Here is a 13,016-nt window from a genome sequence, read left to right as displayed (position 1 = left end):
CAATGGACAAGTACACAGCGGTGCGGCCCGGGCTCGGTCGCCGTTCCTTTCTGCTCGGGAGCGCGGGTGCGCTCGCACTGGGCGGGCTGCTCGCGGGTTGCGGCACCGAAGGGGGCCCGACAGCCCCGGATGGGCCACCGCGCGCGGGCGGACGCCTGCGGTCGGTGATCGCGGGGCGGTCGGCGAGCGCGGATGTGCTCGATCCGCACGAGGCCGGTAGCTCGGCGGGTGGCGCGGTGTCGAAGAACGTGTGGGACAAGCTCGTCGCCTACAACAACGATTTGACGTTGCGCTATCGGCTCGCGGAGTCTTTGGAGCCCAACGCCGATGGTAGCCAATGGCGGATCAATCTCCGGCGCGGGGTGGTGTTCAGCGACGGCTCGCCGCTGACTGCGCGAGACGTGCTGTGGAGTTTCGAGCGGATGCTCGACCCCGCCAAGAAGTCGTCCGGCGATCTCGCCAACATCGATATGTCGCGCACCCGCGCCGACGGCGATCTCGGTGTGCTGGTGACGATGAAAACGCCGCTGGCCGACTTCGGTTCGGTGCTGGCAGGCTGGTACTGCTACATCGTGCAGGACGGCACCGGCACCATCGATGGGTCGTCGCTGCCGGTGGGCACCGGTCCTTTCGCCTTGCAGCGGTGGTCGCCCGGCGACCGAACCCTGTTGCGGCGCAATGATCGTTACTGGGACGGGCGCTCCCACCTCGACGAGGTGGAGATCATCCAGATCGCGGAGACCGAGGCGCGAGTGAACGCCTTCCTGTCCGGGGAAGCCGATGTGGTGCACGAGATCTCGTACCTGCAAGCGCGCAGCCTGGAGCGCGACCCCGGCACGACCGTGGTGGTCCCGCCCGCCGGCCTGATGGGCGCGTTCCAGATGCGGGTGGACACACCGCCGTTCGACGACGTGCGCGTCCGGCAGGCCATGCGTCTCGCCGTGAACCGCCAGGCCATGGTCGATTCGGTGTATTACGGCTACGCCGAGGTCGGCAACGACGTCTACGGCAAGGGCGCGCCCTTCTACCACGACGGTCTGCCACAGCGGTCTTATGACCCGCAGCGCGCGCGAGAGTTGTTGCGGGAGGCGGGCAAAGAGAATCTGACGGTCACGCTGCCGACCGCCGACGGTTCGCCGGGCATGCTCGAGTCCGCGACCTTGTTCGCCGAGCACGCGAAGGCCGCCGGAATCAACATCCGGCTGGAGTCGGTGCCTGCGGACACCTACTTTTCCCAGGTCAGCGGTAAAGCCTCGCTGTCGCACATCGGTTGGTGGAACTACAGTCTCGATTACTTCTACGGCCAGACCATGACCAGCACCTCCCCCAGCAACGGCACGGGCTGGCGGCGGCCGGGGTGGGACGCGAAGTTCGCCGAGGCCCGCGCCGCGATGGACCCGCAGCGCCGCCGCACGCTGTATCACGAACTGCACGAAGAACTCTGGAACGAGGGCGGGTACATCCTGCACAGCTTCGCCAAACGTCCCGACGCGGCGAAGAACCACGTGCGCGGTGTGCGTAACGGGGTGCCCGGCACCGACGACTGGGCGAACTACGCCACCACCTGGCTGACGACGTAAGCAGCGTCGTGATTGCCTATATCGCACGGCGAGTCGGCGGTGGGATCGGTGTGCTGTTCGCCGTCGCGCTCGTGGTTTTCTGGTTGTTCGAAGCATTGGACTCGGATGCGGCCACGGTGCTGCTGTCGCGCGACGGCGGCGGCGCCCCCGCGCCCGAGCAGTTGACCGCGTTGCGCGCCGAGCTCGGACTGGACCGGCCCGCACCGGTGCGCTTCGCCGAGTGGCTGTTCGCTTTCCTCCAGGGCGATTTCGGCCATTCGCTGATCTCGGGGCGCCCGGTGAGCGATGTCCTGCTCGGCCGCGCCACCAACAGCGTCACCCTCGCGCTGCTCACCGCCGCGCTGCTGATCCCGCTGGCGCTCGCGCTCGGGCTGGTGGCGGGAGCCCGCGCCGGGACCCGGACCGATCGGGTGATCAGTGCGGTCGCGCTCGCGGCGGAATCGGTGCCGTCCTTCGTGTTCGGTGTGCTGCTGGTGGCGACGGTGTCGCTGTCGCTGCACCTGTTGCCCGCCGTCTCGCTGCTGCCGACCGGCATTAGCGCGTGGCAGCGGCCCGAGATCCTGGTGCTGCCGGTGACCTGTCTGTTGATCGGGCTGGCACCGCATCCGGTGCGCATGGTGCGGGCGCAGACCGCGGAAGTCATGGCGGGCAACTACATTCGCACGGCACGGCTCAACGGCATCGGCGGGCTGCGGCTACTGCTGCGGCATGTCGCGCCCAATGCGGTGTCGGCGTCGATCTATCCGCTCGCCGGTTCGGTCGTCGGGTTGATCGGCGGTGTCGCGGTGGTGGAGACCTTGTTCAACTATCCCGGTCTGTCACAGGAACTGTTGCGCGCCATATCCGCTCGCGACTTTCCCTTCGTCCAGTCGGCCGCCGTACTGATGGCGGCGGTCGGGATCACGATCTACCTGATCGCCGATCTGCTGACCCTGCTGGTGAGCCCGCGGGCCCGGCAGCTGGCACTGACGGAGCGAGCATGAGGGCGCAACGCCGGATTCGCTCCGGTTGGCTGCTGATCACCGTACTGGTGCTGCTTCTCGTAGTCCTCGGCCCGGTGTTCGCGCCGTACGCGCCGACCGCGGTGGTCGCGCCACCGTTCCAGCCGCCGACGGGACGCCATCTCTTCGGCACCGACGTGGTCGGCCGGGATGTGCTGTCGCGGGTACTGCATGGCGGCCTGCCGCTGCTGTCGCTCGCCGGGCTCGTGCTGATCGTCGCGTACGCCCTCGGCCTGGGGCTCGGTTTGCTCGCGGGTCTGCGCCGTGCACTCGACCGCTGGATCATGCTCCCGGTCGACGCGATCGTCGTCGTGCCGTGGTTCCTGCTGCTCGCGGTGATCGCGACCGCGCTGGGGGCCGGTCCGGTCGCGATCGTGCTGACCGCTGCGCTGGCCTCGGTGCCCTGGATCATCCGGATCGTGCGCACCTGCGTGCTGGAACTCGCCACCACCGGGTACGTGGAGTCGGCCCGGGCCAGGGGTGAACCGCTGTGGCGTCTCGCGGTGGTCGAGGTGCTGCCGAATCTGCGATCGGTGGTGCTGGCCGATGCGGGCGTGCGGATGTCGGCGAGCATTTCGATGGTCGCGGTCAGCGGCTTCCTCGGTCTCGGACTTCGCCCGCCCTCCCCCGACTGGGCGCTGATGATCACCGAGAATCGGCCGGGTTTCGGCGTGCAGCCGTGGGCGGTGCTCGCGCCGGCGCTGTTGATCATGGTGCTGGTGGTGTCGGTCAATATGGTCACCGACCGGGCCTTCGAGGTGAATCGACCGGCGGCGTCAGGGCTTTCGGCGGTTTCGACGGCGGATGGTCTGACGGTCGACGGACTCACGGTCCGCGATGCTTCGGGAAGTGTTGTCCTGGATGACATTTCGCTGAGCCTGCCGTCGGGGTGCAGTCTGGCCGTGGTGGGTCCTTCCGGAGCGGGTAAGACCACGTTCGCGTTGGCCGTACTCGGCGCGCTGCCCGCGGGGCTGACGGTCTCGGGCACTGTCGGCTTCGGCGGGGCCAGTCGCACTGTCGGCTATGTGCCGCAGGACCCGTCGACCGGTTTGAATCCGGCCATGCGCATCGGCGTTGCCTTGCGCGAAATCTCCCGCTTGCGCGGCACATTCGATGCCGACCCGGTCGCCCATGCCTTACGCGAAGTGGATCTGCCCGATGATCGCGAGTTCCAGCGGCGCTTCCCGCACGAGCTCTCCGGCGGTCAGCAGCAGCGGGTCCTGCTCGCGATGGCACTGCTCGGCAAGCCCGCCCTCGTGGTGCTGGACGAGCCCACCACCGGGTTGGACGCACAGACCCGCGATCAACTGTTGCGGACGCTGCTGAAGATCAAGGACAGCACCACCCTGCTCGTCATCACCCACGATCTGCCCACCATCGCACCGCTGATCGACGAGGTGCTGGAGCTGGACCGGGGCAAGGTCGTCGCGAAAGCACCGTGCCACGACCAGAAGCCCACGGCCCCAACGCCTTCGCGCACATTCCGCTCGAAAGCCGCACCGGTGCTCCGGGTCGAAGGTCTCGCCGTGACACACCGCAACTCCCGCCCGGTCGTGGACGGCGTCTCCTTCACGCTGCACCCCGGCGAGTGCCTCGCCATCACCGGCCGCTCCGGCGCGGGCAAGACCACGGTCGCCCGAGCGCTGGCCGGCCTGCACGCGCCCGCTCGCGGTCTGGTCGAAGTCGACGGCGCCCCACTGCATCCCAGCGTCGATCGGCGAACCGTCGATCATCGTCGCGCGATTCAACTGGTCTTCCAGAACCCCGCGACCTCGCTCAACCCGTCCTATCGCATCGGCAGCCAGATCGGTCGCCCGCTGCGTCTACTCCACGGCATGGACTCCCCCGCCGCCCGCGACCAGACCTACCGCCTGCTCGAAGCCGTCGGCCTGGAGGACCACCTGACGCTGCGCCGACCCACCCAGTTGTCCGGCGGCCAGCAACAACGCGTCGCTATAGCCCGTGCGCTAGCCGCCGAGCCGCGCATTCTCATCTGCGACGAGATCACCTCGTCACTGGACCCGAGCACGCAAGAACTCGTGCTCGAACTGCTCGACGGGCTGCGCCGAAACGGCTTGGCCCTCATCGTGATCAGTCACCAGGACGCCGTCATCGACCGCCTCGCCGATTCGATCCTTGCGCTCGGCGAGATCGCTACTGTCCCGCCACGTGCGCCGCTTATGTCCCCAGAACTTCAGGCTCACAACAAAGTTCGAAGTTGACCGAATTGGCGATGAAGCAGAGCTCGTGGGCGCGTTCATGCAGGGCCAGCGCGCGCTCACGGTGCTGGAGATCGGTGATCCGTGCCCGCGGGCGCAGCACAACCTCGGAGAATCGGCCGCCGCCGTCGGGGTTTTCGACCATGGTGCCGGACGGGTGGTCGGTGTAATCGGTGACCACGATGCCCGCCCTGGCGCACAATACGAGGTACCACAGCATGTGGCACTGCGACAGCGAAGCCACCAGCAGCTCCTCCGGATTCCAGCGCTCCGGCACACCGCGGAACGCCGGGTCCGCGGTGCCGGGGATCATCGGTTTGCCGTCCGCGCTGATGGTGTGCGATCGCTCGTAGTCCCGGTAACCGCTGGTCCCCGTACCCGTATTACCGGTCCAGGTGACATCCAGTGCGTAGTCGTGCGTCTTGGACACCCTCCCGACCATAGTCGAATGTCGTTTACGCTCCCGGCAATCGACGCACGCAGTCCACGTCATCCTTCGCAACAGTTGTGGCGAGACCGAGCCGGGTCCGTACCGCACCACCCGCGCAGGCGATGACCACCAACCCACCCGCGAACGTGAGCCAGCTGATGTGTTCCCCAAGCAGCAGCGCCGCCCAGCAGATACTCATGACCGGCTGAACCAGCTGCACCTGACTGACCCGCGCCATCGGTCCGATCGCCAGCCCGCGGTACCAGGCGAAGAAGCCGAGATACATGCTGACGACCGAAAGGTAAACGAAGCAAGCCCATTCGACCGCTGTTGCCGCGGGCGCCTGGTCAGCGACGGCGACACCGGCGAGCGTGAGCATCAGCGGCGCGGAGAGCACCAGCGCCCACGACACGGTCTGCCAGGAGCCGATCTCCCGGGCGAGCAGGCCACCTTCGGCATACCCCACGGCAGCCGCGACCACCGCGCCGAACAGCAGCAGGTCGGCTCCGTGGACTTCACCGAAACCGCCACCCTCGACCAGGGCGAACACGACCGCGGCGATCGCACCCGCGAGGGAGAACAGCCAGAACGCGCGCCCCGGACGTTCGCCGGTGCGCAGCACGGCCATCACCGCGGTGGCCGCGGGCAGCAGCCCGACCACGACGGCGCCGTGACTGGCAGGTGTCACCGTGAGGGCATACGAGGTGAGAACCGGGAAGCCGACGACCACGCCCGCCGCAACGACCGCGAGCCGCACCCACTGCGCGCCCGAGGGAGTTGCTTGACGCGTGACCGCCAGGGCCACACCCGCCAGCACGGCAGCGACCACCGCGCGGCCGGATCCGATGAACAGCGGCGAGAGTCCGCCGACCGCGATGCGAGTGAGCGGCATCGTGAAGGAGAAGGCTGCGACACCGATGAGTCCCCAGCCGGAACCGGACAACGGGGACGGTAGCGGTGCGCGCACTTCGATAGTAGCGCTACTCTGTACTGACATGTTCAACGATAGCAGCAGTCGAATCGCCACCGGCATCCGCGCGTGGATCGCTACCGCCGCACCGGGCGCGCAGCTGCCGTCCACCCGGCAGCTGGTGACGGAGTACGCCGCCAGTCCGGTCACCGTGCAGAAGGCCGTCCGCGCACTCGCCGCCGAGGGCCTCATCGAGAGCCGCCCCGGGGTCGGCAGCTTCGTTCGCGCGCCGCGTCCCATGCGCCCGCAGGATTTCGGTTGGCAGACAGCGGCTTTGGGTACCCCGCGCCGCACGCTGCCGAGCGTCGGCGGCACCATGCGCACCCCGCCGCCCAACGCGCAAGCGCTCCATTCCGGCTACCCCGAGGCAGACCTGTTGCCCGAGCGGCTGGTTCGGGCCGCCCTGACGCGAGCGGCGCGCGGATCCATGGCCACGACACGACCGGACTCCGCCGGGCTCAACGACCTTCGCACCTGGTTCGCGACCGAGCTGGCCGACAAGACACCCGCCGGCCTCGCCGCCCCCACGGCGAACGACGTCGTGATCGTCCCCGGCAGCCAGAGCGGACTCACCTCGACCTTTCGCGCACTGGTCGCCCCGGGACAACCGCTACTGATCGAGTCCCCGACGTACTGGGGCGCGATCCGCGCGGCGCACCAGTCCGGCGTCCGGCTGGTTCCGGTGCCGAGCGACGTGGAAGGACCCGATCCGGCCGGGCTGGACCGGTCCTTGCGGGAGACCGGGGCAAGAGCCTTCTACGTCCAGCCGAACTACGCGAATCCCACTGGGGCACAATGGTCCCCGGAGCGCGCGGAGGCCGTGCTGGAGGTCGTCCGGTCGCACGGCGCGTTCCTCGTCGAGGACGACTGGGCGCACGACTTCGGGATCGACACCGACCCTCGGCCGGTCGCAACCCGAGACACCGCAGGCCACGTCGTCTACGTCCGGTCCCTGACCAAGAGCCTGTCACCGACCATCCGAGTCGGCGCCGTCATCGCCCGCGGTCCGGCCCGCGATCGTATCCTGGCCGACCAGTCCGCCGAGTCGATGTACGTGAGCGGTCTCCTCCAGCAAGCCGCCCTGGAAGTCCTCACCGCCCCCGGCTGGCAGACCCACCTGCGCAGGCTGCGCGGTCAACTGCGCGAGCGCCGGGCGCTGCTCGTCGACAGCCTCGTCGAGCACGCCCCTCGTCTACGAGTCGATTACATTCCCCGCGGCGGGCTCCATCTCTGGGCACGCCTGCCGGACAACACCGACACCGACCGACTCGTCCGCGATTGCGAGGCGCGGGGTGTGTACGTCGCCTCCGGTCACGAATGGTTCCCGGCCGAACCATCAGGGCCTTACCTGCGCCTGAACTTCACCGGCCCGCATCCGAACGGGTTCCCGGCGGCCGCGCGGAACATCGCCGCGGCACTCGCGGCGCAGGACTGAGCCGGCGGATCAACAGGGCCAATACTTAACTGTGAATGGCCGCTCAGCATGGTCAGGTGGATGGTTTGCGGGAGATGTGCGATTGCTGACTGTCATCTTCAGGCTTCGCTCGATGCAAGTGTGCCTTGTTCCTTGCTCCGCCAAAATATCTGGTCCCGAATCACTCTGCGCGAGATACAGCCGGCGCCTGTCCCGGTCGATCCGGGTGACGACGACCACGACATCGTCGCCGACCTGGACGCCATCATCTGGAGCCGCCCCAGGCGTCGATGTGAGATCTCGAAGGTGAACCAGCCCTTCGATCCCTTCCGACACTTCGACAAAGACGCCGAACGGCACCAACATGGTGACGCGTCCGTGCAGTTCCTCCCCGACCGCGACGCCCTCGGCGAAGGCTTGGAAGGGATCGGGCTGTAATGCGCGCAGCGACAACCTCGCCTCGGCATTCCAAGTGTCGAACTCGAGAAACTCACCTGAAACCCGCTGCCCGACTTCAACAACATCGGAAGCCGCTGCACCCCAACGCCAGGACAGCTCCGGAATCGTGATGAACCCAACGCCCGGGAAGAGCGGATGCTCGGGACCATCATCCAGCGCCACGAAGACACCGAAACTCTTGATCGCCGTCACAGTGCCGGAAAGAATCTCGCCGCGCTCCAATGATCCGAGAAACCCCCAGAGTTCCGGGCTCACCACCCTCCAGTCCACGCCGCCCAGCCTTCCACAACGCGCGCAGAACCCTGAACCGCCCGCAGTACGTCACGCCCTCGCGGTCGCGTACTGCCGCACCTCCGCTCCGGCAGAGGAGCGTCTGGCGCGGCTCGACGGGGCACTCACGACTAACATCCCACAATGCCGCTCACGGGTCGGCCGACCGGACGAGATCAACTGTGACGCGGAACGTCCGCTGCTGAGGATGAGCGCTCATGTTGGGCGGCCACCCGAGCATCGCACGCTCCGGGGTGCCAGCGTAAGACGGTCAGTGGCTGGTCGCATTCGGGGTCGAGGTGCCACAGTTCCTGGGCCACCACGCCCGGTTCGTGTCCGCAGTGTTAGTGCCCCACTTGGTCGGTCAGGGAAAGTCCTTCCTTGGCCTTGATTCGACGATGCTCGAGGAGGAGCCAGCCCGAACCGCCCAGCAGGCTGACTACGCACACGATCGCGCCGATCGTCGCCCACCCACGGAAGCCGGATCCTGCCGCGGTGAGCGTCGCACCGAGCGCAGCGATACCCACCACCCACAACAGGATGCCAGGAATGTTGTAACCGTCTTGTATTCCTTCCCCAGCGTGACTTCTCGAGGTCCGCGTCGCATCGGAAGAAAAGCCGCCGGACTCCAGGTCACGCGAAGCCGTGTCGTTTTCGTATACAGCGCCAGAGTTAGCCATCAGATTGCTCCTTCAGCGTCTATCCCCCTGTTGTGTTTTCCCCAGCGCAAATCGAGCAAACCCGACCACTCATCGGCAGTGGGGAGACGCTGCTCACAGTGAGCCCGCCCTGCTGAGCCGGATCAGACCGCTGGAGAGCACTGCCATGAGATTCATGGAAGCCGAAGATTTGCCCGTGTCCCACGTTTGTCACGATTGAGCTCATACGCCGTGGATACAGCAGTAGCGGCCGGTTACGACGTCCTAAATTGGCCGCTTACGGGTCGCTTCGGATGGGGCCGAGTCACGGCCGACCGAACGCACCATCATGCCGAATGGCGCGCATTCGCGCTGTTTGCTTTCAACGTCGCCAGAACAGATGGTGTGTCACTCCGCTAGAGCTCGAGCCCCCGCTCGAGATGAAAGCGATCGGTCCGGCATTCACGCGTTCGGCGAGCATCCGATGCTGCCGGTAGCGAGAGAAGCGTATGACCCCCGCGTGGTTCGAAACATATTGGGGACCAATACTATTCGTCTTCTGTCCACATCAGGCCGACCCCGGCACAGTCCTCGGTGCTGCCGGAACCGACCTCGATCTCGATGGTCTGCTCACCAGCGCCGGCCTGCACAGCGTGCAGCAGGTGCCGACCAGCGGTGTGTGGCGTCCACATGGCGAGGACGCCACCGTCGACGCTGGCCTTGATCGCGCTCGGCGGATCGAATTCGCCGTCTTGGCTGTCGTAGAAACTGATGTCGGCGCCGGGCTCGGCCGTCGCCTGCGCGATGTAGGTGCAGCCCGCGACGAAGTTCAGCGGGTCCCAGGGCGCCGTCACATCGAAAGTTGTGATCTCGGCAGGCGCGGCGGGCGCGATCACCACCAGTGTGGCCGCCATCGCGCCTATCGTGGAAATCGCAACGGCCACAGACTTGCTCGATCGGAGCATCAGGAGTCCTTTCGAGTCACAGCAAATTATCGGCCGCCTGAGCCTACCGGTCGGACCGCACAGCTCAGAGCCCCATTTATAGGGGCTGCCCCCGTGGTTCCGATGGCTCCCAGCAGGTTTCGAGGCGATCTCAGGCAACCGGTGACTCGTATCGTCCGGCGACCGGACTCTCCTTTTGCTGTTCGCTATTTAGCTACAGTGCTAAACTGCGAACATGACCAAGCTCGGTCCTGAAGAGGAAGCCGGAGTATTCCGCGCGCTGGCCGACTCGACGCGTCGGCAGATCCTGGAGGACCTCCGCTCCGGCGAGCTGACCGCAGGGGATATCGCCGCGCGGTTTCCGATCAGTGGTCCGTCGATCTCCCGGCATCTGGGTGTACTCAAGTCAGCTGGGCTCGTGCGAGAGCGACGAGCCGCCAATCGCATCTTCTACTCGCTCGTCGAGGAACGACTGGCGTTGTCTATCGGCAGGTTTCTGAGCGCGATCTGCCCGGAACAGGTCGTCATCAAGCAGCGCAAACTGCGAACCACAAAGAATAGGGAAACCGGATGAGGCCGCCCCAGATGTCCAGCGTCGTCGAGCGACGCCTTCTCGTGAACTATCGAGTCGCCCCCGAAGTCGCCGCGAGCTTGGTGCCGCCGCCGCTGCGACCGCAATTGGTCGGCGGTTTCGCGGTTGCAGGCATCTGCCTGATCCGCCTCGGGCAGTTCCGGCCGAGTCGGCTACCCGGCTGGGCCGGGCTGCGCAGCGAGAACGCGGCGCATCGCATCGCGGTTGAGTGGGACGGTCCGCAGGGGCGCTCGACCGGTGTGTACATCGCGCGTCGCGATAGCGGTTCGATGATCAATGTCCTTGCCGGTGGCCGACTGTTTCCGGGCGAGCACAGTTCGGCGCGGTTCGATGTGCGCGAGACAGCGAAGGACCTGCATGTCGCCTTCGCCAGTCGAGACGAGACGATGTCGGTGAGTGTGGACCTGCGAATCGCCGAGCGGTTCCAGGGCAGCGAGCTGTTCGCCGATTTGGCGCAGGCATCGGAATTCTTTCGGCGTGGCTCGGCCGGCTTCTCGGCCACCCGCGACGGTCGCTACCTCGATGGGCTCGAACTCCGCACAGACTCATGGTGCGTCGAGCCGGTCGAGGTCCGCTCGGTTCGGTCCACGGTCTTCGACGACCGGGACCGGTTTCCACCAGGCAGCGCGGTACTCGACTGCGCCTTGCTCATGCGCGACGTGCCGGTGACGTGGCGGGCCCTTCCACCTCTGCGAGTTGTGGCGGGATCCGCGACCGCGGGGACCAAGCGCACGCTGAGAACAACCTGAGTGAGTGCGGCAATCGCTACGAGGACACTTGTCATGGCCGTGAATCAGGATGCAAGTCGCGGATCTGCGACGAGCCGGATCTCGGTCGCCAAGCAGGTCGTCAAGGCGATCAGCCAACGCTCGACGAATCAGCAGGAGTTCGGCTCCGCCCGGCGCAGGCGGCGGGCACCCAGCCCGATCAGCACCAGCACGACGGCGAGCATCATCGCGTTGGAGAGGTACTTGGCGCCGCCGGTCACGCCACCGAGCGGTTCGACCAGGAAGGACAATCCACCGCGCGCGACCAGCGCGGCACCGGCCACGGCCAGTACGTGCCCCCGTGACCACCCCGCGCGGCGCGACCAGGTCAGTAGCAGGATCGCGAGTACGGCGAGGGCCGCGGCGTAGACCGTCACCCACAGCCAGGTCGTGGGAAGCAGCATGGTTCCGGTGAACACGACCAGGGCGAGGCCCCCGACGACCCACCAAGGGGGCGCGGTTTCGACGCCGGTCGGTTCCGGCAACGGGCGGCGGATGGCGAACGCGGTGGTCACGAGCGCGGCGATGACAACCGCCGTACCGACCAGGCGCGCAGGAGTGGCCAGCGAATCGTCGGTGGTGTCGATGTAGACCAGCACGGCGGCCAGTCCATAGAGGACCACCATCGCGACGATTCCGGGCTTGCCGAGCCAAGGCCTGGTGGCGATGTGAGGTGCGCAGGCTTCCATGACGGCGATCGGCGCGGCGAAACTCCACACGACATGGCCGGAGATGAAGTTGACGAGATCGGCGGCGTTGACGCCGATGACGGGGATCATCGTGGTCGGCTGCTCGGTCGCCCAGGCGGGGTCGTCGGGACCGAAGGTCACACCGAACAGCGCCTGGTCGATCAAACCGGCCTGAGCCAGGGCAAATGCGGTCGCCAGCAGCAGCATCGTCGGCCAGCCACGCCCGGTGCGGCGGGCGACCTCACGGATGAGGACCGCGACTGTCCCGTAGAGCGGCCCGAGGATCAACAGGCCGCCGAGCAGTTCGAGCGGGCGGTTGATGCCGCTGTCATAGCCGATCAGGTACTCGGCGGCGATGGGCGACAGCAGCATCAATCCAATGACGGCGACCCAGCGGTGCCGGGCCGGCGCGAGCGAGGGGTTGGTCATCGGGCCTCTCCTTCGAGCTGGCGAACGGCGAGGGTGAAGGTGGTGGCGAGATGATCGGCGAGGGCCTCGGGGTCGGTGGCGGGCCGCGTGTGTAGCTCGGTCGGGACCGCCTCGAGCGCGGCGAGCAGGGTCACCGCCATCAGCCGGGTCGGGAAGTCGCGGAGCTCACCGGTGGCCTGCCCATCCCGCAGGACTTTTTCGAAGTCGGCGATGGAGCTTTCGCGCTCCTCGGTACCCCAGCCTTCGGCTGCCTCGATCTGGGCGACGGCGACGAGCCGCTCGGGGTGCGCGGCGCAGTAGTGCACGAAACCCTCGATGAGAGCGCGCAGGACGGCGACCGCGTCGGCCCCGCCATCTGCGCGGTCCTCGATGGCACGTGCCATCTCGGCGTTGACCTCGGTGACAACCTGGGCCATCAACTCTTCCTTGTTGCGGAAGTGGTAGGAGATCAAGCCCGCGCTGATACCGGCGCGCTTGGCGATCTTGGCGAAGGATGTCTTGGTGTAGCCGAGCTCGGCCAGGACGGTGATCGCGGCACCGACGATCTGGGCGCGACGGGCGGTCTCGATGAAGGTCCGCGATTCCTGGTTGCCTGACCGAGAATTTGGCTGCAT

13 protein-coding genes are annotated in these 13,016 nt (G+C 67.0%); 6 read left to right on the top strand and 7 right to left on the bottom strand.

Features of this window, described 5'->3' with window-relative positions; translation table 11 throughout:
• The first annotated feature begins 2 nt into the window (after window positions 1-2).
• From DBO33_RS16565 to DBO33_RS16555, 3 genes are read left to right on the top strand one after another with little or no spacing between them, the layout of a single operon-like run.
• Complete coding sequence (locus tag DBO33_RS16565) at window positions 3-1,580, top strand: ABC transporter substrate-binding protein (protein ID WP_107655840.1); 1,578 nt, start codon at window positions 3-5, stop codon at window positions 1,578-1,580.
• An 8-nt stretch (window positions 1,581-1,588) separates the two neighbouring features.
• Window positions 1,589-2,563 (top strand): ABC transporter permease, encoded by a 975-nt coding sequence (locus DBO33_RS16560; protein ID WP_234390878.1) that lies wholly within the window; start codon window positions 1,589-1,591, stop codon window positions 2,561-2,563.
• Complete coding sequence (locus tag DBO33_RS16555; RefSeq protein ID WP_107655839.1) at window positions 2,560-4,803, top strand: ABC transporter ATP-binding protein/permease; 2,244 nt, start codon at window positions 2,560-2,562, stop codon at window positions 4,801-4,803. The genes DBO33_RS16560 and DBO33_RS16555 overlap by 4 nt, the downstream gene beginning before the upstream one ends.
• On the opposite strand, the gene DBO33_RS16550 is transcribed toward DBO33_RS16555, so the two are convergent.
• Together DBO33_RS16550 and DBO33_RS16545 are read right to left on the bottom strand one after the other, a co-directional pair.
• On the bottom strand, window positions 4,760-5,242 hold the full coding sequence (locus DBO33_RS16550) for an OsmC family protein (RefSeq protein WP_107655838.1): 483 nt from the start codon (window positions 5,240-5,242) through the stop codon (window positions 4,760-4,762). The genes DBO33_RS16555 and DBO33_RS16550 overlap by 44 nt on opposite strands.
• A 13-nt stretch (window positions 5,243-5,255) precedes the next feature.
• Window positions 5,256-6,227, bottom strand: coding sequence for a DMT family transporter (locus tag DBO33_RS16545; protein ID WP_107655837.1), 972 nt, complete (start codon window positions 6,225-6,227; stop codon window positions 5,256-5,258).
• Between DBO33_RS16545 and DBO33_RS16540 the strand changes: the two genes are divergently transcribed.
• Window positions 6,226-7,635 carry an aminotransferase-like domain-containing protein gene (locus DBO33_RS16540; RefSeq protein ID WP_107655836.1) on the top strand — a complete coding sequence of 470 codons (1,410 nt, stop codon included), beginning with the start codon at window positions 6,226-6,228 and terminating at the stop codon, window positions 7,633-7,635. The two genes, DBO33_RS16545 and DBO33_RS16540, sit on opposite strands and share 2 nt — an antisense overlap.
• A 9-nt stretch (window positions 7,636-7,644) precedes the next feature.
• Here DBO33_RS16540 and DBO33_RS16535 read toward each other — a convergent pair whose 3' ends face one another.
• From DBO33_RS16535 to DBO33_RS16525, 3 genes are all read right to left on the bottom strand, one after another.
• Window positions 7,645-8,328, bottom strand: a complete 684-nt coding sequence (locus tag DBO33_RS16535; protein ID WP_199856659.1) for a S1 RNA-binding domain-containing protein — start codon at window positions 8,326-8,328, stop codon at window positions 7,645-7,647.
• A 359-nt stretch (window positions 8,329-8,687) separates the two neighbouring features.
• The gene (locus DBO33_RS44690) at window positions 8,688-8,873 is read right to left on the bottom strand and encodes a hypothetical protein (protein WP_407670514.1); all 186 of its coding nucleotides are present in this window, start codon (window positions 8,871-8,873) and stop codon (window positions 8,688-8,690) included.
• 656 nt (window positions 8,874-9,529) lie between these two features.
• The gene (locus DBO33_RS16525; protein WP_107655834.1) at window positions 9,530-9,895 is read right to left on the bottom strand and encodes a hypothetical protein; all 366 of its coding nucleotides are present in this window, start codon (window positions 9,893-9,895) and stop codon (window positions 9,530-9,532) included.
• Window positions 9,896-10,160: 265 nt separating this feature from the next.
• On the opposite strand from DBO33_RS16525, the gene DBO33_RS16520 reads away from it, so the two are divergent.
• Together DBO33_RS16520 and DBO33_RS16515 are read left to right on the top strand one after the other, a co-directional pair.
• The gene (locus DBO33_RS16520) at window positions 10,161-10,499 is read left to right on the top strand and encodes a metalloregulator ArsR/SmtB family transcription factor (RefSeq protein WP_107655833.1); all 339 of its coding nucleotides are present in this window, start codon (window positions 10,161-10,163) and stop codon (window positions 10,497-10,499) included.
• Window positions 10,496-11,266 (top strand): DUF2071 domain-containing protein, encoded by a 771-nt coding sequence (locus tag DBO33_RS16515; protein WP_107655832.1) that lies wholly within the window; start codon window positions 10,496-10,498, stop codon window positions 11,264-11,266. The genes DBO33_RS16520 and DBO33_RS16515 overlap by 4 nt, the downstream gene beginning before the upstream one ends.
• A 128-nt stretch (window positions 11,267-11,394) precedes the next feature.
• Here the strand turns inward: DBO33_RS16515 and DBO33_RS16510 are convergent, their stop codons facing one another.
• Both DBO33_RS16510 and DBO33_RS16505 read right to left on the bottom strand, forming a co-directional pair.
• Complete coding sequence (locus tag DBO33_RS16510; protein ID WP_107655831.1) at window positions 11,395-12,402, bottom strand: hypothetical protein; 1,008 nt, start codon at window positions 12,400-12,402, stop codon at window positions 11,395-11,397.
• A complete protein-coding gene (locus tag DBO33_RS16505) occupies window positions 12,399-13,016 on the bottom strand; it encodes a TetR/AcrR family transcriptional regulator (RefSeq protein WP_107655830.1) in 618 nt (205 codons plus the stop codon). Before DBO33_RS16505 ends, DBO33_RS16510 begins: the two co-directional genes overlap by 4 nt.

The organism is Nocardia suismassiliense (assembly GCF_900269665.1).
Lineage (GTDB): Bacteria > Actinomycetota > Actinomycetes > Mycobacteriales > Mycobacteriaceae > Nocardia > Nocardia suismassiliense.
This window is presented reverse-complemented; position numbering and strand designations above follow the sequence as displayed.